The 22794-nt window shown below is 49.7% G+C and carries 15 protein-coding genes and 1 riboswitch; of the genes, 5 read left to right on the plus strand and 10 right to left on the minus strand.

The annotated features are described in order from the left end of the window. Positions 1-810 precede the first annotated feature (810 nt). The 3 genes from JJD41_RS07355 (at position 811) to JJD41_RS07365 (ending at position 7700) form a co-directional block, all read left to right on the plus strand. Positions 811-1125 (plus strand): hypothetical protein, encoded by a 315-nt coding sequence (locus JJD41_RS07355; protein WP_200665357.1) that lies wholly within the window; start codon positions 811-813, stop codon positions 1123-1125. A 221-nt stretch (positions 1126-1346) separates the two neighbouring features. Beyond that, on the plus strand, positions 1347-2684 hold the full coding sequence (locus tag JJD41_RS07360) for an AAA family ATPase (RefSeq protein ID WP_200665358.1): 1338 nt from the start codon (positions 1347-1349) through the stop codon (positions 2682-2684). Positions 2685-2726: 42 nt separating this feature from the next. Next, the gene (locus tag JJD41_RS07365) at positions 2727-7700 is read left to right on the plus strand and encodes a WD40 domain-containing protein (RefSeq protein ID WP_200665359.1); all 4974 of its coding nucleotides are present in this window, start codon (positions 2727-2729) and stop codon (positions 7698-7700) included. Positions 7701-7763: 63 nt separating this feature from the next. Here the strand turns inward: JJD41_RS07365 and JJD41_RS07370 are convergent, their stop codons facing one another. Then, the gene (locus JJD41_RS07370) at positions 7764-8888 is read right to left on the minus strand and encodes an ABC transporter permease (protein WP_200665360.1); all 1125 of its coding nucleotides are present in this window, start codon (positions 8886-8888) and stop codon (positions 7764-7766) included. Between the two features lie 355 nt (positions 8889-9243). Here JJD41_RS07370 and ureC point away from each other — a divergent pair, with 355 nt between their 5' ends. After that, positions 9244-10953 carry an urease subunit alpha gene (gene ureC, locus JJD41_RS07375; RefSeq protein ID WP_200665361.1) on the plus strand — a complete coding sequence of 570 codons (1710 nt, stop codon included), beginning with the start codon at positions 9244-9246 and terminating at the stop codon, positions 10951-10953. Between the two features lie 106 nt (positions 10954-11059). On the opposite strand, the gene JJD41_RS07380 is transcribed toward ureC, so the two are convergent. From JJD41_RS07380 to JJD41_RS07420, 9 genes are all read right to left on the minus strand, one after another. After that, positions 11060-11842 (minus strand): ABC transporter ATP-binding protein, encoded by a 783-nt coding sequence (locus JJD41_RS07380; protein WP_200665362.1) that lies wholly within the window; start codon positions 11840-11842, stop codon positions 11060-11062. A gap of 47 nt (positions 11843-11889) precedes the next feature. Beyond that, on the minus strand, positions 11890-12735 hold the full coding sequence (locus JJD41_RS07385; protein WP_200665363.1) for an ABC transporter permease: 846 nt from the start codon (positions 12733-12735) through the stop codon (positions 11890-11892). A 147-nt stretch (positions 12736-12882) separates the two neighbouring features. Next, positions 12883-13896: an ABC transporter substrate-binding protein gene (locus JJD41_RS07390; protein WP_200665364.1), complete on the minus strand. Its 1014-nt coding sequence runs from the start codon at positions 13894-13896 to the stop codon at positions 12883-12885. A 330-nt stretch (positions 13897-14226) separates the two neighbouring features. After that, positions 14227-14946, minus strand: a complete 720-nt coding sequence (hypB, locus tag JJD41_RS07395; protein ID WP_200665365.1) for a hydrogenase nickel incorporation protein HypB — start codon at positions 14944-14946, stop codon at positions 14227-14229. Further along, on the minus strand, positions 14930-15328 hold the full coding sequence (gene hypA / locus JJD41_RS07400) for a hydrogenase maturation nickel metallochaperone HypA (protein ID WP_200665366.1): 399 nt from the start codon (positions 15326-15328) through the stop codon (positions 14930-14932). Before hypA ends, hypB begins: the two co-directional genes overlap by 17 nt. Positions 15329-15331: 3 nt before the next feature. Then, a complete protein-coding gene (locus tag JJD41_RS07405; protein WP_200665367.1) occupies positions 15332-16516 on the minus strand; it encodes an agmatinase family protein in 1185 nt (394 codons plus the stop codon). 125 nt (positions 16517-16641) lie between these two features. Further along, positions 16642-16780, minus strand: a riboswitch (guanidine-I (ykkC/yxkD leader). 410 nt (positions 16781-17190) lie between these two features. Beyond that, the gene (locus JJD41_RS07410) at positions 17191-18819 is read right to left on the minus strand and encodes a mucoidy inhibitor MuiA family protein (protein WP_200665368.1); all 1629 of its coding nucleotides are present in this window, start codon (positions 18817-18819) and stop codon (positions 17191-17193) included. Continuing rightward, positions 18777-20282, minus strand: coding sequence for a hypothetical protein (locus JJD41_RS07415; protein ID WP_200665369.1), 1506 nt, complete (start codon positions 20280-20282; stop codon positions 18777-18779). The genes JJD41_RS07410 and JJD41_RS07415 overlap by 43 nt, the downstream gene beginning before the upstream one ends. A gap of 333 nt (positions 20283-20615) precedes the next feature. Further along, positions 20616-21221: a TetR/AcrR family transcriptional regulator gene (locus tag JJD41_RS07420; protein WP_200665370.1), complete on the minus strand. Its 606-nt coding sequence runs from the start codon at positions 21219-21221 to the stop codon at positions 20616-20618. A 225-nt stretch (positions 21222-21446) separates the two neighbouring features. Between JJD41_RS07420 and JJD41_RS07425 the strand changes: the two genes are divergently transcribed. Continuing rightward, a complete protein-coding gene (locus JJD41_RS07425) occupies positions 21447-22706 on the plus strand; it encodes an HlyD family secretion protein (RefSeq protein WP_200665371.1) in 1260 nt (419 codons plus the stop codon). Positions 22707-22794: the final 88 nt, after the last annotated feature.

The raw sequence follows: 22794 nt of genomic DNA on the forward strand, positions 1-22794 counted from the left end.
GGGAATATAGCACTCCTCAATCGGTTGTAAAATTCATGGGTTTTAGGGACACGGCATTGTCGTGTCCTTACAGGCGATCCATCTCCATCGAGGGTTTAGCAAAATGTTATGACTGAAAAAGTCGGCCTCTAATTTTCATAGAGGATTGTAAAATTTTCAATTTCGGGAGGGAATCGGGGGTGTTTTGTTCTTGGAACAAATACGATCGCCCGACTGGAGGATTGTTATAATAAAGTCATAGAGTTATCGCCAATTCTATTCATTTTCGGGAATATAAAAAAGCGAGAAAGGCGATCGCGAATCTCTCCAATTGAAAGAAAGTCCGGCTTGACGATCGCCTGTGGAGATGGGGGAGTGCGATCGGGAGTGCAATAGCCGGAAAGTGAGTATTTCTTAAAAAGATTTAAATCAATCCGGGTCGAGCGATGGCGCCGAAGAAAACATCGGATCTTGTCTGTTATTCGGTAATGGGGAGTGAATTCGCGGTCATGCATTTTGGAAACTGGCACAGGCGATCGCCCCATTTGAGGAAAGGAAAGAGAAGATGCAAACAGGGATTGTAACTGACGGCTCGAGTTGTCGTTGGCAGCAGAATAAAATTGCATCAATTTTAAGGGAAAAAGTCGCGATCGTCACGAGATCGCTAAAACTTCAAAAAAATGCGAACATCTTTTACGCGATCGATATAAACCGATGCGATAACTCTCCCGAAAGATCGCCAAGGAACTCGAAATAGTAAATACAACGAAGAATGCGGATCGTGAATAGATATTTACCGTTCCCCTACAGCATTCAAGGAGAGTTTTGACTGTGGATAAGATTTGGATTGTTGCATTAGTGACCTTACCGATATTCAGTTGGGGGATTCCCAGCACGCTGGCGAGTTCTTTTGACCCCAATCCTCTAGCGAACGAGTCGATGTCGTCGATCCGGCAAAGATTATCTTCCGTAAAGAAAACACCTGCGTGGAATTTACCCAAACCGACCTTGCAACAAGCGAGGGGAGAAACGGAAGATGAAGAGTGTAAATTATTAGGAATTTGTGACGACGGATTGCAAGGATTGTCTAACTTGCAGGAAAGAAACGATCGCCGCACGAGCGTGGATAATTTCTTTAACCGCTAAAGCAATTGACAAGCGGGGTGGTGGAGTGCGTTGGGTGCAACCGTCAATCCCTGCTCCCGTGAAGGATTGCCGAATCATCGACCGTCCGAAGGCGGACTCGCGACCGTCCGACCGGACGGTCAATTTGCCGATGGCGGATCGGGTTGAAATTAGTCCGGATGAAGTTATTTTTCTACGGAATGATTTGAAACCAGCCCGGAGTTCGTCCGGAGACAACGGCGATGAAATTCGATTTACAGCGCTTTTACCAAGCGTGCAATCCGAGTAAAACGTTAGTATTCGGTAATGCTGAAGATGCCCAGTATTACATCGATTTTGCGTCGGTACGCGGCGGTAAAACGATCGCCGAACTGGGGCGGACGATCGCGCGACTGTCGCCGGACGAACCGACCTGTCAACTGTTTACGGGACATATCGGTTGCGGGAAATCGACGGAATTATTGCGCCTGAAAGCGGACTTAGAAGCGCAAGGGTTTGAGGCGATTTATTTCGAGTCGTCGCAAGACTTAGAGATGGCGGATGTAGACATTTGCGATATCTTGTTGGCGATCGCCCGTCAGGTCAGCGAGACATTAGAAGAGCAGGGGATCGAGCTCCCGGCCCCTTACTGCCGCAAACTGCTGGTAGAAGCGGGAATGACGCTGCATTTGGGCATGAATTGGGGGGAGATCGCGGGGTTGGGGGAGGCGATCGCGCGGCTGACGACTCACGCGAAAGAAAGCCCGAAGGTGCGCGCTCAGTTACGACAATATCTCGAACCGCGTACCAGCAGTATTTTAGACGCGATCGATAACGAAATTCTCTTGCCCGGGATCGCCCAATTAAAAGCGCGGGGAAAACGAGGGCTGGTGGCGATCGTGGACAATCTCGATCGCGTGGACAATCGCACTTTACCGTCCGGGCGATCGCAACCGGAATATTTATTTGTGGATCGCGGCGAACAGTTGCGAAAACTCAAGTGCCACCTGGTTTACACCATTCCGTTGTCTTTAATGTTCTCCCACGATTGCGAAGCGCTCAAAAGTCGCTTGGGTGCGGGAGTCGCTCCTAAAGTGCTGCCGATGGTTCCGGTGCGCTTGAAAACGGGGGAAGACTGTGGGGAAGGAATGGACTTGTTGCGCGAGGCGATCGTGGTGCGCGCCTTTCCCGAAGTCCCTCCCTCGGAGCGGTTGGAGCTCGTCGGCGAGTTGTTCGAGCGACCGGAAAGCCTCGATCGCCTCTGTCGGATCAGTGGCGGACACATTCGCAACTTACTCGGGTTGGTGTATCGTTGCTTGCAACAAGAAGATCCGCCCTTTACTCCGGAAGCGGTGGAAACGGCGATTCAAGAACGGCGCGACGATCTGATTTTGGCGTTGAGCGCCGCCGATTGGAAACGATTGCGAGAAGTGGCTAAAACTAAAAATATCCGAGGGGAAGCTCGCGACCAATTGCTGTTACGCAGTATGTTTGTATTTGAGTATCGAGATGCCCGCGCCGGACGCTGGTTCGATATCAATCCGATGCTGGCGGAAACTAAAGCTTTGCTCGACGATCCGAACACGATTGCTACTGTGTAAATGCCTTTTTGAACCCGTCACCTCGATAGGGGGTGCTGACTGATGAGCCAAACTGAAGATGCCGCCGTCCACAACGAGGAAGTCCTGCGGCGGATGTTGCGGGCGATCGCCTTATCTCAAGGGCAATTTTCCCTGATGTTGGTTCGTTGTAATTTTAAGCGGTTGCGGGAACGAACTTTAGCTCAATTGCGCGATCGCGTCGAGGGGACGATTCAAGAATTAAGTTTATCCTCGTCGGTTCCCTCGGTGTTCGCGACGATCGCGGAGGCGATCGGCGATCGCCCTCCTGCAGCGTTGATGATTTGCGGTTGGGAACGGATCGAGGGTTTGGATCTGCTCTTCTCGGTGATGAATAACATGCGCGAGGAGTTCAGACAGCATTTCCACTTTCCGATTTTCGTCTGGGGTGACGAGACGGTTTTGCGCGGCTTCTTGCGCGGGGCGCCGGATTTTGCCAGTTGGGCGACGAGTACCCACTTACAGCTTGCGACGGCGGAGGCGATCGCCGAATTGAGGGCGGCGAGTGAGGAGGTCTTGAGGGCGGCGATCGATCCGCATACGGCCCAATTCGTTACGAATTGCGAGATTTTAGGCTGTCGTCGGGCGATGGAGTTGGAATGGCTCAAAAAAGAACTCGACAAGCGGGGGATCGCACTCGATCGCGATTTGGAGGCGAACTTGCATTTCGTCCTCGGTCGTGACGAGTACGGGCGCGATCGCGTGGCGGAGGCGATCGCCCATTACCGCGAAAGTTTGCAACTCTGGGAGCAATACGAACCCCCAAAGGATGCAGAAGGCTCTTCTCTCTGGAATTTGGAACAGCCGCCGATCGCCGCCGATCCGTCCGCCGTCGCCTGGGAAACACTCAACCCCTCGCCGACTCTCGTGACTCAGGCGATCGTTCACTTGCACCTCGGCTTATGTTATCGCCGCCAAGCCGATCTCGACCGCCCTCACGAACGGGAACACTTGCAGCGCGCCCGCCAAGCGGTCGAAGCTTGCATGGAATTGCTCGAATTGGCGCGGCGTCCGGACTTGATGGCGGAGTTTATTGCCCAAGAGGGGGAAATTTTGCGGCGGTTGCAAGATTGGCCCGCGTTAGCCAGGTTAGCCAAACAGGCGATCCGCCTCGATCGCAATTGGGGAAAAGCCCATCAGCTCGCCCAGGATTACGGCTTTTTGGCGGAAGTGGCTTTACAAAAGCAAAAATGGTCCGACGCGCGCAAATATGCCCAAAAAGCCCTCGCTCTGTTGACTCAAACCCCCCTGTCGATCCCCCAACACGAAAGCTTGTACCTGTTGCTGCTGGCGAAAGCTGAGGCGCAGTTAAAACAGATACGACGGGCGATCGAACGTTTGGCTCGGGCGCGGCGCAAAAGCGATCCGCAATATGATTTACACTTGCATCTCGAAATTTTGCAAACGTTGCGATCGCTCCACTTCGATCGCGGCGACTACTTGCGCGCCTTCGAGATCAAACAAGAATATCGGGCGGTGAGCGCTCAATTTGGAGTACGGGCGTTCATCGGCGCCGGACGCTTGCGCCTGCAGCGCCATTCCCTCAATCCCTCGGTCGCCGCCGCTCGCCAACAGGAGGCGATCGCCCCGGAAATCATCGCCTCCGGTCGCGAACGGGATGTCAACTCCCTGATCGATCGCCTCGGACGCAACGACTACAATCTCACGGTGATTCACGGCGATTCCGGTGTCGGTAAAAGTTCCCTGGTGCAAGCGGGGTTAGTTCCGGCGCTCAAACAGCGATCGATCGCCTCGCGCGACGTTCTCCCGGTGCTGGTAAGGGTGTACACCGATTGGGCGTGGAGTTTGAGTAAGCAGTTGAGGTACGCCCTCGGCGAGTTGAGGTTGGAGCCGCAAGAGACTCGCTTGCAGGAGATCGAAGACGATATTAGCGGGGATTTGAGCGCGCCGGGCAATACCCCGTGCGATGCCGCTGAGGTGGGCGAACAATTGCACGCCTTGCGTCGCGAATTGCAGCACAATGGCGATCGCAATTTGCTGACGGTTTTGATTTTCGACCAATTTGAGGAGTTTTTCTTTACCTGCGATCGCGGCGAACGGCGTACCCTTTTTTACGAATTTCTGCGCGATTGTTTGAATATCGGTTTTGTGAAAATTATCGTCCTGCTACGCGAAGATTACATTTACTATTTATTGGATTGGAATCGGCGCGTTGGCGGCCTCGAAACGGTCAACGGCGATATCTTAAAAAAAGAAGTTCGCTATTATTTGGGCAATTTTTCTCCAGAAGATGCCCGTCGCTTACTCAATAGCTTGAACGAGCGATCGTCCTTTTATCTCGAACCGGATTTAATCGATGCCCTCGTCGCCGACCTCGCCGAAGACTCCGGCGAAGTTCGTCCGATCGAACTGCAAGTGGTCGGCGCCCAACTACAAACGGAAAACATTACGACGTTAGCTAAATATCGCGAAGTCGGTACGAAAGAACGACTCGTCCAACGCTTTCTAGAAGAAGTCATTCGCGACTGCGGCCCGCGAAACGAACGGATCGCCCGTTTGGTTCTCTATTTCCTGACGGAAGAAAACGGCATCCGCCCCCTCAAAACTCGCGCGGAACTGATGGCGGACTTGTCTCCGGAATTTCTACAGGCGGAAGCACAAAATCATGCGGTTCCCCTCGATGCAGAAGTGGAGAACCATCCGGAGAAACTCGACCTCGTTTTAGAAATTTTTGAACGGGCGGGATTGATCTTTTTATTGCGCGATTTCCCGACTAACCGTTATCAATTAGTTCACGATTATTTAGTTTCTTTCATCCGCCAGCAAGAAGAAATTCAAGAAAATTTAAAATCCCTCCGCGAAAAATATAAAAAACTCAACACCGCCTATGAAGTCCTCGCCGAACTCAAACGAGTGCAGGGACGGTTTAATTCATTTCTGAAAGGAGCCTTGGCGGCGGCTGGGGTCGGCGTGCTGGTGTTGATCGGTTTTGTGGGACAGGCACAATGGCAACGACAACAGGGGGCGATCGCCGAAGTCGAAGCTCGCAGTTCGCTCTCGAAAGCGTTGTTACTGACGAACAACGAACTCGGCGCCTTACTCGAGAGTCTCAAAGGGGCCGTGAAGTTAAAGCAGACCAAAGCACCACCCCTGACTATCGAAACGGAAAGCCTCTATCGCCTGCAACAGGCGGTTTATACCGTCACCGAACGCAATCGTCTCCAAGGTCATCGCGGCAGTGTGGTCAATGTGGCGTTTTCACCGGACGGCGATCGCATCGCTACGGCGAGTACGGATAACAGCGTGCGAATTTGGTCGCAAACGGGCGAATTACTTCACCAACTCGACAGTCATACCGATTGGGTGCGCGCTGTCGCCTGGTCGCCGGACGGTCGCCTACTCGTCAGCGCCAGTACGGACAAAACCCTCAAACTCTGGACTCGCGACGGTACCCTGCTCAATACGATTCCCGGACATGGGGAAACGATTACCAGCCTCGCCGTCGCACCGGACGGACGGGCGATCGCCACGGCCAGCTTAGATAAAACCGTCAAACTCTGGAATCTCGACGGTCAACTAATTACCATGCTTTCCGGTCACGACAAGGGGATTTCTAGCGTCACCTTCTCTCCCGACGGTCAAACGGTGGCGACGGCCAGTTTGGACTCGACGGTCAAACTGTGGACTCGCGACGGCCAACTCCGCCGAACTATCCCCGCACACAACCAGTCGATCGCGCGGGTCAGCTTTTCCCCCGACGGTCAAACGATCGCCACCGCCAGCACCGATCGCACGATCAAACTGTGGAAAATCGACGGCACTTTTATTAAAACCTTAATCGGACATACGGACTCCGTACTCGACGTGACTTTCTCCCCCGACGGCGAAACGATCGCCTCGGCGAGTAAAGATAGCACCGTGATTCTCTGGCGCGCCGACGGAACCCGTATCCGCATCCTCAAAGGACACCGCCAAGATGTCTGGAGTGTCGCCTTTTCTCCCGACGGTCAAACCCTCGCTTCCGCCAGCAGCGACAATACGGTCAAACTCTGGCATCGCTACAGTCGCGCGCTTCCCGCATTTCGCGGTCACGACAACGAAGTGCTGATCGTCGCCTTCTCCCCGAACGGCAAAGTCCTCGCCTCCGCTAGCAAGGATCGAACCGTTCGCCTCTGGACTCCGGACGCCAAAGAGTTCGCGTTGTTACAAGATCACCAAGATGCAGTCTGGAATCTCAGTTTCAGTCCCGATGGCAACCTGTTCGCCACCGCCAGCGAGGATACGACCGTTAAAATTTGGCGTCGCTACGAACCGAAAGCGATCGCTACTTTAAAGGGACACCAGCAACCTGTTTTAGCAGTCAGTTTCGATCGCGACGGCAACACGATCGCCTCGGCAGGTAAAGACGGTCTGCTCAAGTTGTGGACCGATCGCGGTCGCGAAATTCTTTCGATTGAAGCCCACGGCCAACCCATTAATAGTGTTACCTTTTTAGACAAAGATGACAAAATTGCTACGGCGAGCGAAGATGGTACGGTCAAAATTTGGAATCGCCAAGGTCAACTCTTAAAGGTATTAAAAGACCATCAAGACACGGTTTACAGCGTTGCTTATTCCGCCAAAGATCGACTGATCGCTACTGCCAGTAAAGATAACACGGCCAAACTGTGGAATTTGAATGGGGAATTGTTGCAAACCTTTGAAGGCCATAGCGACTCAGTATATTGGGTCAGTTTCAATCCCCAAAAACCCTATCTGGCTACGGCGAGTGAAGACAGCACGATTAAACTGTGGGATTTCGATGGCAAGTTATTGGCGACTTTGGAAGGACACGAACAAGGAGTTTTAAGTTTAAGTTTTCGCCCCGATGGTAAGTTCCTCGCTTCTGCGAGTAAAGATAATCGCGTAATTTTATGGAATTTAGATTTAGACGATCTCATCGATCGCAGTTGTCATTGGTTGGGAGATTATTTAAACTTCAATAAGGAGTTTACTGAGAATACTAAAGCATCTAATACTCATTTATGCGATGAATAAGTAAGCCAAGGAACGGGGAAATGGTATAATTTTAATCGTTCAATCTAAAATCTAAAATAACCTTTATTCTAATTGCTTGCGAAACCGACTAATACTAACCGCTAATAATACTATTGCAAATGCCAAAAGCGCGATCGCTCTCGGCCATAATACCTCAAAACCGACACCTTTAAGAATTAAGCCACGGGCGATCGCCACGTAATGACGTAAGGGGTCAAAAGCTGATAAAGTTCGGAAAAATGGTGGCATACTTTCAATGGGCGCGATCGCTCCAGAAAGCTGAATTAAGGGAACGTTAAAGAAAAAAGAGGTTAAAATAACTTGTTGCTGGTTGCGCGCGATCGTTGCCAATAAAATTCCCAAACCAATACAAACCCATAAATAAATCGCCGACAAACCTAAAAATAATAAAAAATTGCCCCGAAATGGGAGATTAAATACAAATTTACCCAAACTCGACGCTAATAATAAATCGGCCATCAATAAAATAAACAGGGGTAAAATTTTTGCGAGCAAAATTTCCCATCCGGCGGCAGGAGTCATTAATAATTGCTCTAAAGTTCCCACGTCTTTTTCGCGAATCACCGTTAGGGAAGACAGTAAAGATCCGGTGAGGGTCAAGACGACTCCAATCACGCCAGGAACGAAAAACCAACTACTCATTAAACCGGGATTGTACAAAAAACGCACTTGCGATCGCACGGGAAGATCGAGGGTAGTTTCTTGCAACTCTCGGGCGTAGTTGTTAATGATTTGTTTGGCATATCCCGCCGCAATTCCCGCCGTGTTCGCATCGACACCATCGATAATAATTTGAAGGTCGGCGGGTTTTCCCTCGCTCAACTCTTCGGCAAAGTCTGGGGGAATGACCAAGCCGATGGTAATTTCTCCCCTACGAACTTTTTGGCCGAGTTCTGCTTGGCTACTGCTGAAAAATTGTGGGATAAATAAATTATTTTTGCTTAAGGTCGAGACTAATTCTCGACTGCGATCGCTCTGAGAATAATCGACCACACCCAAGGCGAGGCGATCGACATCGGGACTGAGGGCTAGTCCGAAGATCAGCAGTTGAACGGTGGGCGGAAAAATGAGTAAAAAGATCAGTTGTTTATTTCTAAAAATCTGCCGAACTTCTTTGACAATTAAAGCCCAAAGTTTGCTATTGAAGAATGGAAATAAAAAAGCCATGAGCGTTCGTTACATAAGCGATTGTAGAGGGTTAAAATTAAATCTGTATCCATATCGAGATTGTTTTACTGTTTTTAAAAATACAATCAAAATAAAAATGCTTTTCGTTCGAGGGAAAGGGGCGATCGCTAAAACATTTGAGCCGAACGGCTGAGGAGAACTCTCAGACAAAATATCATGGCTGGATTTGCTTATTTTAGTCATAAAATGAAGATTTAGAAACTCTCTATCGGAAGCATATTCGTACCCCGTCCTGGTAGACTATTTTGAAACCCGATCGCCCATCGCTTCCCCTGCGTCTGAGACGGCGCGATCGCCCAGCCCAACTCAGCCCAATTTAAGTGAGGATTACACTATGAGCTATCGAATGGATCGGGGCGCTTACGCCCAAACTTACGGCCCGACTGTGGGCGATCGCGTGCGGTTGGCAGATACGGAACTATTTGTGGAAGTCGAACGGGATTGGACGACCTACGGCGACGAGGTGAAGTTCGGCGGCGGTAAAGTCATTCGCGACGGGATGGGACAGTCCCCCATTTCCAACGCCGCCGGGGCCGTCGATTTAGTGATTACCAATGCCTTAATTCTCGATTGGTGGGGGGTGGTCAAGGCCGATGTCGGCATTAAAGACGGCAAAATTCACAAGATCGGCAAGGCGGGAAACCCTTACATTCAGGACGATGTAGACATTATCATCGGACCGGGAACCGAGGCGATCGCCGGAGAAGGACGCATTCTCACGGCGGGGGGGATCGACGCTCACATCCACTTTATCTGTCCGCAACAAATTGAAGTGGCGATCGCCTCGGGCATTACTACAATGTTAGGTGGCGGTACGGGTCCGGCCACGGGAACGAACGCCACGACCTGCACCCCGGGGCCGTGGAATATTTATCGCATGTTACAAGCGGCGGAGGCGTTCCCGGTCAACCTCGGCTTTCTCGGCAAAGGCAACAGCAGCCAAAGTGAGGGGTTGGTCGAGCAAGTTCTCGCCGGGGCGATCGGCTTGAAGCTCCACGAGGACTGGGGAACGACTCCGGCGGCGATCGATACTTGTTTGGGCGTGGCGGACGACTACGACGTGCAAGTGGCGATCCATACCGATACCCTCAACGAGGCCGGGTTTGTCGAACAAACGATCGCCGCGTTTAAAAATCGCACGATTCATACCTATCACACCGAAGGGGCAGGCGGCGGTCACGCTCCAGATATCATTAAAGTCTGCGGCCAAAGTAACGTTTTACCCTCTTCTACCAATCCGACGCGCCCCTATACCGTCAATACTTTAGAAGAACACCTCGATATGTTGATGGTGTGCCACCACCTCGATCGCGCCATTCCCGAAGATGTCGCCTTCGCCGAATCGCGCATTCGCCGCGAAACGATCGCCGCCGAGGATATCCTGCACGATTTGGGCGCCTTCAGCATCATTTCCTCGGACTCCCAGGCGATGGGACGAGTGGGAGAAACGATTATCCGTACCTGGCAGAGTGCCCATAAAATGAAAGTCCAACGCGGTCGCCTCTCCGGCGAAACCGGGGAAAACGATAACTTGCGCGCCCGTCGCTACGTGGCAAAATATACAATAAACCCGGCAATTACTCACGGAATTTCTCATGTGGTGGGATCGATCGAAGTCGGGAAACTCGCCGACTTGTGCTTGTGGGATCCCGCCTTTTTCGGCGTCAAACCGGAATTGGTTCTCAAAAGTGGGGCGATCGCCTACGCCCAAATGGGGGACGCCAACGCCAGTATCCCCACCCCGCAACCGATTCACATGCAACCGATGTTCGCCAACTTCGGCGCTTCTCGGATCGCGACCTCGGTGACTTTCATGTCCCAGGCGGCGATTGATAACGAAATTCCGGCGCAATTGGGTTTGCAGAAACAGGCGATCGCCGTCTGCGAAACCCGTAAGATCGGCAAAAAAGATATGAAATTAAACGACGCCCTCCCGGAGATCGAAGTCGATCCGGAAACCTACGAAGTGCGCGCCGATGGTGAATTACTGACCTGCGAACCTGCAGAAGTTTTACCCTTGGCCCAGCGCTATTTCTTGTTTTAAAAAGCTTCTCGAAACAGAGCAAAAACCCGAAATGTTTTTGAAGTTCAATCATTTCGGGTTTTCTCAATGGGCGATCGCAAAAGAGCCAACAATACTCCAATGTCTCTCAAACAGCTAACGGCATTTCGTTGGATTCTTCCTCGCCCCGTAAGAGTCCCATAATGCGATATTTGTATTGTTGAAATGCTGGCGATCGTCGCATCCCTTGGGTACGTTCTCCCGGTAACTCGATTTTGATTTCTTCGCGGACGCGACCGGGACGGGCACTTAAAACATAGATCCGTTGGGATAAAAAGACTGCTTCTTCTACGTCGTGGGTGATCGTTAAAATTGTGGTTCCGGTTTGTTCCCAAATTTGTAAGAGAAACTGCTGCATCATTTCTTTGGTTTGTACGTCTAACGCCCCAAAAGGTTCGTCCATTAACAGGATTTTCGGACGGGATGCTAACGCCCGGGCGATCGCCACCCGTTGTTTCATTCCGCCGGATAATTCATTCGGTAAAGCATGGGCAAATTGGGATAAACCAACTATTTCTAAATAATAGGCGACGCGATCGCGCCGTTCCGATGTCGAGATTCCTTGTAATTTTAATCCGAAACCGACATTTTTAGCGACCGTCATCCAAGGATAAAGGGTATAATTTTGGAACACCATCCCGCGATCGCTCCCCGGTCCGCACACGGGTTCGCGATCGACTAAAATTTCCCCCGAACTCGGCATTTCCAACCCGGCAATTAAACGCAATAACGTCGATTTTCCCGAACCAGAAGCGCCGACCGCACAGACAAATTCTCCCTCTTCAATATGAAGGTTAATATTGTCTAAAGCGAGTAAAGAACCGCGCCGCGTTGGAAAACGCTTGTAAAGATTATTGACTTCTAAATGCATGAGTAAATTTCCTCTAAATCGATCGAAATTAGCAATCAAACACCAAATTAATTGGTCGCCCAACGACAAGACAATCTCAAAGCCAAACGAAATAATAAATCGATCGTCAATCCAATCAGTCCGATAACAATTAAACCCGCAAAAATTTCATCAGTTCTGAGAAAGCGTTGCGCGACGCTAATCCGCCGTCCCAAACCTTCCGTCGCCGCCACCAACTCGGCGACAATTACTAAATTCCAAGACGCCGCCATATTGACCCGCGCCGCATCAATAATACTCGGGGTAATGTAGGGGAAAATGACTTGCCAAAACACTTGTTTTCGTTCCCCACCCAGGGTGTAAGAGGTTTCGATTAACTCTTTAGGAACGAATTTCACCGCATCCATGACCATTAAAGTGTTGAAGAATAAAGTACCGATAAAAATTAATAAGATTTTTGGCGCTTCTCCCAAACCGAAATATAAAATAAGTAAGGGAATAAATGCTGGGGCTGGCATGTAGCGAACGATCCCGATAATCGGTTCGAGTAACGCCCGTAAACTGGCAAAAGTTCCCATTAAGGTTCCGAGAGGAATGGAAACGATCGCCGCCAAACTAAATCCGCTTAAGACTCGAAATAAACTCGCAGCAATATCTTTAGCTAAATCCCCACTCACCCACAATCTTTGAATCGCTTGCAAGACTTGTCCGGGACTGGGTAAAAATAGCGGTTTGACTAAACCAGAAATCGAAATCGTCCACCACAGAATAACGGGAATGGCGATCGACAAAACCATTAATTTCCACCGCAACTGTTCGGGGATGTCTTCACCGATTCTCCAAAATACACTCGGTTGGATCGTTTTAGGAGAATTGGGCGATTGTTCTTCGATAGGTTCCGCGCTTTTATTCATTACGATTAAATTGAACTTTTTTGAATCGGTCATTTAATTTTATTAAGTTCAAAAAATATTAGTTTATAATTTATTTTTGATAACTTGCGGGCAAGATGCCCGCAAATCTTCTTGTTACTTGTTTCTTCAACTCCTGATTCTAGAGATTCATTTAGTTTTCGATTCTGCATAAGCTTTGACGAAGCGATCGTCAAAAATTTTGCTCAAATCCGGCTGATTTTGTACGAAACCCGTTTCCATCAGAAAATCGGAGATTTGTTCGGCAGCGTAGGGTAAAGCGGTCATGTTTTCCCCCGGTTGAAAAGCTTTTAAGTTGTCTTCAATGGTGAAAATTTTTGTCCCCGCTTCGTATTGTTTATATTCTTCAACGCTGACCCCCGCTCGTTCCGACATGATTTGATAAGAGCGATCGGGATTGGTTTTAATAAATTCCAATGTATCAAACCACGTGTTCACTAATGCTTGAACGGCTTCGGGTCGTTCGTTAATTAAACGGCGTGTAACGACTAAATGATCGGGAATGGCACCCGGAAAGTCTTTTGAACTGAATAATTCTTTACTGCCGGGACGTTCTAAAGCTTTAGTGGTGAAGGGCGCGAAGACACCGACCGCATCGATTTGTCCGGCAACAAAAGCGGCGGCGGCGGCTCCCGTTTCTAAGGGTTGAAAGTCGATATCTTCAGCGCTCAATCCTGCTTCTTTCAAGCCTAAAAGCAGAAGAAAATGATCGACGGTTCCTTCTTCAGCAGCTACTTTTTTACCTTTCAAATCGGCAACGGTATTGATGCCTTCTCGAACGATAATTTTGTCATTTCCCGTGGAGTTATCGTTGACTAAAACAATCACTTGGTCGGATCCGGCAGCGACGGAACTAATGGTGTCGTTCAGGGTTTGAGTGTTGGCGTCGAGTTGTCCGGAAACGAGGGCATTGATTGAGTCGAGATAGCCGTCAAACCAGGTTAAATTAACGTCAATTTGATGGGCTGAAAATAATTGTTCGCTTTCGGCAATTCGCCAGGGAAACCAGCCGGGCCAGGCACTATATCCCATGCGAATGGGGGTTGCACTTTGTCCGGTCGGGTTGGATGGCGTACAACTGACGGTTACGATTAAACTCAGACAGAAGACGGCCAGATATGAAAATAAGGTGCGACGTTTCACGATCTTTCCTCGATCTGTTCTCGATCTTGACTCGATCTGTTCTCGATTTCTTGTCGATGCAAGTAATAGAAAAATAGAAAATATTAAGAGCTGAATTAAGAGCTGACGATCGCCTTCGTCCAATTCGCTCGCGGATGAATTCTTTTAGGCTTATCACGAGGGGCGATCGCGGATTTGTAACTAAAGATACCGATCGCGGCTTGTGGAGATGGAGGCGATCTAAACATTGCGAAAAGTTGGGCAGATTCCAGGGAATTTGAAGAAGAAAGGCAATCGCTCTGAGGCGTTAACTTGCTCTTTCGCCAAAGGGCGATCGCCTGGCACCCCCAATCATGCAGAAACTGAATCAAAAAATTTATGTTTTACGCGAAATTGTGGCAATCCCAGCAGTTGCAGGCGAACCCAATTGAACCAAACATCTAAACCTTCTCCGGTTTTTGCGGATACGGGAATAATCGTGACATCTGGGTTCATTTGACGTACATTTGCAGCGATGCGATCGAGATCGACCTCTAAATATGGTGCTAAATCTGTTTTGGTAATTAACAGACAATCCGCTTCTTGAAACATGATCGGATATTTAAGCGGTTTGTCTTCCCCTTCGGTCACGCTTAATAATGCAACTTTTGCGTGTTCGCCGATTTCAAATTCTGCCGGACACACCAAGTTACCGACATTTTCAACTAAGACTAAATCGAATTCGGTCGGGTCGTAGTCCGCAACCAATTGATGCAGCCCTCCTGCGACCATTTTCGAGTCTAAATGACACGATCGCCCGGTGTTAATTGCAATCACGGGAACGCCGTACTGTTCTAACCGTTCCGCATCTAAGCGGGTGGTCATATCCCCTTCAATGACCGCAATTTTTAACTCGTCAGTGAGGGCGGCTAATGTTTTTTCTAATAACGCCGTTTTCCCCGCACCGGGACTGCTCATGACATTGAGACAAATTATTCCCCATTCGTCAAAATGTTTGCGATTGTGGTCGGCACCATCTTGGTTGGCGTGCAGCAAATTTATGCCGAGGGCGGCGTCAAAGGTTTGATGCATAACTAACTGTTTCCTGGGGAGTTTCCTGAGTTAAAAAGCTATATTCTATTCGGTCAATTTTGAGTTCCCGTCCCGAACGAATATCCTCCATTGGCGAACCGCATTTGGGACAGCTATATTGCAACCCGATTTCCGGTCGATATTCGCACTGGCAAGGATGGCAAAAAGCGATTAAGGGAATTTCTTCGATCTGCAATTTCACCCCGTCTAAAAAGGTGTCGCGCGTTTGCACTTCAAAGGCAAATTGTAAACCGATCGGTTCGACACAGGTAAAGTGACCGATCGCTAAATGCAAAGCTTCTATTTTGGGTTTTTGGGGTTGCGCTTCCCACCAGTCTCTTACGGTTAAAATTAAGGCTTTGGTCAGATCGGTTTCATGCACGACTCACCTCCAGTCCGAGAGAAATTCTGGTTGGGCTTCGGGATGGATATAAGTGGGTTTCTCTTGGCGAGGTAATTGTCCGGATAAGACTAAGTGTGCCATTGCGTCGCAAATCACCCGGGTAGCCATCAATGAGGTCATGTCACTAATATCGTAAGGGGGCGAAACTTCGACGACTTCTAAGCCGCAAATGGGCGCTTTCTGCACGATTTTCCCGAGTAAATAAAGGGCTTCTCGGGGGAGTAAACCGCCGGGTTCCGGCCAGCCCGTCCCGGGGACGAATCCAGCATCGATGCAGTCGATATCGAAGCTGATGTAAACGCAATCGGTTCCGTCTAATGCCCGTTCTAAAGCGAAGTCTACCGTCGCATCCAAACCAATTTCAGTAATATCTGTAACGGTGAGAATATTGGTTTGTCTTTCGCGACAAACTTTAACCCCTTGACGGGGAACTTGCCAGCCGCCGATCCCGAGTTGAACTAAGTTTTTGGCGGGGGCATTTTTAATATTATTGGCGTGAAACCACGGGCAGGTGTGCATCCGTTCGTCGAGGTCAGTTTCTTGGGTATCGACGTGGCGATCGAAGTGAATTATTCCGACTTTGCGATCGCCTAAATGACGGCAAACTCCGCGCACGGTAGGATAGCCGATCGAGTGATCTCCCCCTAAGATAATGGGGAAGGCACCGGAACTAAAAATGTGAGCAATTCCTTTAGAAATTTGATCGAAAGATTTTTCGTTATTGCCGGGAATGGTGAAGATATCGCCGACATCGCACAGGGTAATTTGTTCGCGTAAATCTACGCCTAATTCAAAGTTGTAGGGGGTATAAAGGGCGGAAATTCTGCGAATTCCTTGGGGTCCGAATCGGGTTCCGGGACGATAGGTGGTTCCGGAATCGTGGGGAACGCCAACGATCGCGATGTCGTAGTTGCCAACTTGACGAACGTCTTCGAGATATGGGGCTTTTAAAAAGGTGTTAATTCCGGCGTAGTGGGGCAGTTCTCCACGGGAAAATGTGGGGATCGTGCGATCGCGGATACTCGCTGCTCCTTCGAGTCCGAATTCTAACCCTTGGGAAACTTCTTGTTGCCATCCAGTCAGGGGCAGGTGCTGTTCTTTTTCTAAAGCCCGACTGGCTTCGCTCGACTCGTTCGGATGACGAAAGGTAGGCTGTTCTTCTGTCATGATTGCACCTGAAATAACCTGCTTTTATGCGGTGGGTTTATTGGGTCATTACGCCCTCTCCAAATTTCCAAAAACCTGAAAAAATAAGAACCCGGGAGAGCGATAACGACCCTTTGCCGTTATGGTCCTCCCGGGCTTTTATCCCGCCGTGTAACCAACCCGTTTCTCCGCCTATGGAAACCGTATGCTTGAAGGTTGGTTTGCTTCTCTCGGACCAGCCATTCAAATCTACTGACTTAAATCGGAACCCTAGAAGCTTGTTTGATTGTCGAGACTTAAAGTTCGATTGAATTGAGAATCGACCTTTAAATTTCTCTATTACAAATAGCAATAGATTTTCTAGGGGAGTGTATCGAATGCTACCATTTGCAGTTTAATTTTTGAGAGACCTTAAGAAATCGAAGGGGCTATTCGGCAGATTTCCAATACAGTAGCCGCGTTTGGACTCAAAAATGCTTGTAACACTTCCCTACTCCGATCGCCCGTCCGCCAGCATTCGATTATCCCTGTTCGATCTCAGTAAGGGGAGATCTTGTTGGAAACAACTCTCGAACGTCTTGCGGAACTCGATCTGAGGATATTTTATGAGCCAAAAGTCTACAAATTACATAATTCCAGTCAAAATACTCTAAAATTTGCTACTTGATAAAAGAGGAATACAATATTGGTTTCCCTCAAGATTTACTGAGAAAAGGTAAATCCTTAATTTCTGAAGCTGTTGAAATTTTAACCCCTAATTGGAGTTTTCCTTGCGAATACGGTTCGAGCTGAAATGTCCAATGACACAAGCCATTTTCATCTGGCTGCACGTTATCCGTAGTTGCATTTTCCATCACCTCAACTTTAATTTCTTCAAGTTCAGAAACGGGGACTCGTTCGGTAATTTTAATCGTTTTCGCTTCGGCGCCAATATTAGAAATAAATAACTCCGTTTTCAGAAGAAAAATATTCCATTTCGTCAGATGCTCTTGATGGCTGTTGTGTCTTTGTTTGCGTTGCAAACGAAGATTTACATCCGGTCCCCACCCCAACTCAAATCGTTCTCCCGGTGCAATAAAACCGATCGCCGTTTTACCGACAAACTCCGTCGATCTCACTAAATCTACAGGACCCGCCAACAAGGGGAAAGCCGAACAGTTCGTCTGAACTGTTTTTAAAAACACCTGACACGCCAGTTCCGGCATCGCTACGTATTCGACAATACCCGGCGTATCAAACGTAAATAATGAGACGCGGTAAGGTCGTCCGTCGGAAGGAATTGTCGCCTTTTGAGGCGATCGCAACGTCCTGACTTCCCCGCCATCTTCTACCCCCGGTAAGGTCACGGTTCCCGATACCATTCCCGAACCCAATCCCGGTTTCTGCACCACTTGTTCGCGAGTTTCAATTTCGAGTTTTTCCTGTTTTGCGCGAACGGTTAAAATATCCTCTTCCAATAACGGGGGTTCGGTTCCCAAGGACGATCGCGCCGTAGAAAACACTAAATCTACATCGATCCAATCTTCTCCCGTGCGTTGCCAAATGCACGCATCCGTGCGCATCGAAACTGAGGGATTTTCTCCTAATAAAAGGTGCGCTTGGTGATACGGTCTCCATAACGCATTGGGAACGACGTAATCGAGAGCAAGTTGGTAGTCTCCGGCTTCACTAATGCTCAAATCGGCTTCGAGGATCGCCGTATAAACTAAATCCGGACGAGATAAAGCTTCGAGACGATCGTAGAGTCTCTCAATTTCTTCTTTGAGTTCGATTTGTCCTTCAAAACTCTTTAAGATTTCCGATCGCAAATCTCGCATATTCTTAAATAAAGTTTGAAATTGCGATCGCCATGTCGTCGGTTCCAACTGTCCCCAAACCGCATCGATGGGAATTTCTTGCACCGCTTTTTCGAGCATCTTCCGCGCCCGATCGTAGGTCAATTCCTGATGCTGGCGATCTTCGGTTAACCACTCGAAGCGATCGATTGCCGATTGTAATTGTGTTTCTAAATGAGCCACGACTTCGGTCGCTTCAGTTTCGAGGCGATCGCGATCGCGAATCAACATTTTGCGCCGGACGCGCACGTCATCGATGCGAGCTTCACCGAGAGCATTTTCGGGGCCTTGCAACCATTCCCCCCGTAACGACTTATCCGCCAGTACGGGGGCGACATTTTCCACCCGCACCCGCCACAAACCGGGGGTTAAGGCGAGTTGGGTGACTCGACGAATAGAAGCCCGGTCTTCCAAAACCGTTACGGTGGTGACGGGAGCCTCGGGAGTTAATTCGCCGACGATTTGGTTAGGGGATTGCATAGTGGACATGGCTTAAATTGGCGCTGCGATCGCGATCGTAACTGTTCTAACTCCTGTTGTAACTCGCCCGGCGATCGGGGCATCCAATTTTCACCGCGCCAACGGCGCAACATTTCGATCGCCTCTTCCCGCGACTGACCCGTATTCGCTTCGTAGCGCCGCCAGAACGCATCCCACCAATAGGGCGGTTCTTGCTTGTCCCCCTGGTATTCTGTCGGGCGCCCGGTGTCTCCGTCCACCACCAAACTGCCCACGTAGTCCGCCTCCTCGTAAACCCGCGCGATTTGGTCGTGAATCGCTTCGATATCCTGCGCCGAAACCACCCCGTTACTCGTCGCCTTGTAAAACTGCACCGTCACCCGAATCGGAAAATCCGGGTGCCGTTCGATGTCCAACCCGTCAATCTCGGTAAATGGTCCTTCGACCGCTCCATGACCGATAACCGCCGCTTCCACATCGCCGCGCACGGCACTTTCTAGCATGATTCCGGCACTGGGAACCGCATCGTTATAGACCTCCATCTCCATCGGATTTTTCTGCTTTAACGGTACTTGAATTAATAGCACCATGTTTAAACCGCTCTCCCCTGCTGCTGCCGCGCTCTCAGAGGGTTCGACGTCGCCATTTTCAGCCTCGAAATCGCTCGACCGTTGCCCCGTCAAGCTGGCGCGTTCGCCGTTTTTATTGAAAAAGAGGCGCTGACCCCAGGTTGCGCCCGCTTCAAACCCATCTCTCACATTATCGATAATCGTGACGCTCGTTCCTTCTCGGGTGGCGAGAATGGTCAGCACGGCGGGATCGCCTTGATAGGATTGATAATTAAATAAAACCGGATTAAATTGGGCAATTTCTCCTTGTGGAATCGGTAAAAAACAGGCTTGAGCGCTGACCAGAACGTGGGTATCGCGATCGGCGAGTAACGATATTTCTCGACCGCCCCAAGAATCGCCATCGCTGAGATATTTTCTAATATTTCCCAAAAATTCTCGCAGGGAAACGCGCTGGAGCGATCGCCCTTTTTCGTTACCGACTAATAAGAAAAAATCATCGAGAGAAAGATCCGCCGATCGATCTTCAAAATTAGGATAGCGAATGACAGGCATCAAACTCAATTCGTAATCTTCTGTTATCGGATTGCGCTGTTGTACCTGAATGGTCATATCGCTAATATTCGGACCGACCGCCGAATTGTGGTAGCGTCCCGTATCTTCCCAAGTTACGTTAACGATATCGAGTCCGTACTGTTGCGCTAACTGCCGCGCTTCCCGGTCGTACACCATCGACATTGTTTCTTGAATAACCTGTCTGTAGTCTTCATAAGCCGTTTCTAGTTCCCGTTGTTCTATCGTTTCCACCTTATCTTTGCTGGTGGGGGAATTCTGCTCGTTTTTGGCCGATGCGCGATCGCCTGTCAGCAACCCGAACAAGGCCAACGGTAATACAATTAACCCAGTTAAGCATAATTTATGCACGGTCTTTCCCCTTTCCTAAAGTCGAATGAGTTGGGCAATAGATGCTGAATACATGCTGAAATCTTTTCACTCCTAGGCTAATCTAATCCCGATGATTTGTCTGCTAAGTTTCAATTTTGGTAACAATGGCCAGTTTCTAAGGGGTTACGATCGCGGTATTCTCAATCAAATTAGGTATAAATAGCGGCCTAAAGCCGAGTGAAAGTCAGGATGCACCGCTACAATCTCATTGAAGTCTACAAAAACGGCAATTTTAGGGCAAAGAATCGGCGATCGCCTGTAAATAGCCCACAATTAAGGAGTGGAATCGTTTCGAGTAAGAAGTTAATGGCATCAACTCGATTGTAAAACTAAAGTAATTAAACGCTCCACTAAGCGATCGCCGTCCATCGGCATCACCGCTTCCCCCTCCAAAACATTTTGCATTAATACAAACGATACTAGAGATCCCAAGAAAATCCGTGTCGTCGCTTCCGGATCGGGACAATTGAGTTCGCGATGATTCTCAAAGTATTTAGAAAGGGTGGCGATCGCCCGTTTTGGAATCGTCCCCACAAACTGGCGCGCCAATTCGGGAAAGCGCCCCGATTCGCCGATAACCAGGCGGATAAATGCAATATACTCCGTATCTTCCGCGATCGAGTGCAGTAAAGTATCGGCAATTTTGCGTAACACCCGTTCCGGTTCTCCAGTGAGTGGTAAAGCGCCAAACACGATCTGAAAGCGATCGCGGGTGACGCGATCGATTAAAGCGGTAAATAAACCCTGTTTGTCTTGAAAATGGCTATAAATCGTCTGTTTTGAGACCCCCGCCGTTGCCGCCACCCGATCCATACTGGTTCCCGCATAGCCGTGAGTGAGAAAAACTTGCATGGCGCCGTTTAAAATTTGCTCGCGCTTGTCCGTGGGGACACTGATTTTTGGTCGTTCGGTCGGCATGGTTCTGTCCTCGATCCCGTGGTGTATTCGATCGATGTAGTTTTGCGAAGTTAACTTGACCCATCGAACTAGACCGCTTACGATGAAAGTCATCCGGACTAGACTAGACGGTCTAGTTCGATTGTACCCTCTCTCCAGCGATCGCCGTTCAATTTTTTATAGCCCCCACCTCTGCGCTCCCCTATCGAACTCGTACATCAATCTAAAATCCTAGGAGGTGCTAGCGTGAGTGATACTATTTCGCACTTCAAGACGACGGACGAGGCGAGCGATCGCTCGCACAAGCGCCGTCCGCCAAAAATATTATTTTTTATTCCTCTCCTGGCGATCGCCGGAGGGGTCGGCTGGTATGCCAAAACCGAATATTTTTCCACCCCCGCCATCGAAAATCTCACATTAAGCGGTCGGATCGAAGGCTACGAAACCGATATCGGCGCTAAAATCGGCGGTCGCGTCGAATGGGTGGCGGTTCGAGAAGGCGATCGCGTCGAAGCCGGGATGACCGTCGCCCGCCTCGACGACGACGAAATCCGGGCGCAAATGGAAGGGGCCAGCGCCCGCATCGCCAGCGCCGAACAACGGGAACGACAAGCGCGCTTGCAAGTGGAGGCGATCGCCACCCAAATCGAAGAAGCGGAACTCAACTGGCAACAAGCTCGGGACGACGCGATCGGGCGGATTGACCAAGCCGAAGCCAACCTCGCCACCGCCGAAGCGCAACTCGCCCAAGCCCGAGCCCAACTCAACCAAGCCGAATCCGAGTTGAAATTGGCGCGCGGCGATCGCGATCGCTTCGCGCCGTTACTCGCCGAAGGGGCGATCTCACAACAACAATTCGACCAAACCCAAGCCCGTTACGAAACCAGCCTCGCTACGGTAGACGCCCGACAGGCCGCCGTTGCCGCCGCCGAACGGCAAGTGAGAGCGATCCGAGGGGCGTTAGTGCAAGCTGAAACGGCCAGCCTCAATCCCGAGATCCGCCTCACTCAAATCGAACGCTTACAAACCCAACTGGAACAGGCGCGATCGCAAGTCGAAGCGGCGCGATCGGAGATTGCCAACGCTCAAGCCGCGCGCCAAGAAATCGCCGCTCGTTTGAACGATTTAGCCGTAGAAAGCCCGATTGCGGGGATCGTCACCGTTCGCAGTATAGAACCGGGTGAGGTCATTGCCCCGGGCAAAATGTTATTGACGGTCGTCGATTTGAACGATGTTTATTTACGCGGTTATCTTCCCGAAGGTCGCATCGGTGAAGTGCGCGTCGGACAAACTGCCAACGTCTTTTTAGATTCGGCTCCCGATCGCCCGTTAGCGGCAACGGTTACCGCGATCGATACGGAGGCTTCTTTCACCCCGGAAAACATCTATTTTAAAGACGATCGCGTCAAGCAAGTCTTCGGTTTAAAATTAGGAATTGACAATCCAGAGGGTTTTGCCAAGCCGGGAATGCCTGCCGATGCCGAAATCATTCGAGAGGGAGATTGAGAAAACCACTGTGGAAACCTTAAAAAATCGAAAGTTAATGAGATTTCATCGATCGCTGGCCGATTGTTTCATAATTTTAAAAACTTCA

It is taken from the genome of Oxynema mangrovii CENA135 (genome assembly GCF_016632315.1).
GTDB classification, from domain to species: Bacteria; Cyanobacteriota; Cyanobacteriia; order Cyanobacteriales; family Laspinemataceae; genus Oxynema; species Oxynema aestuarii.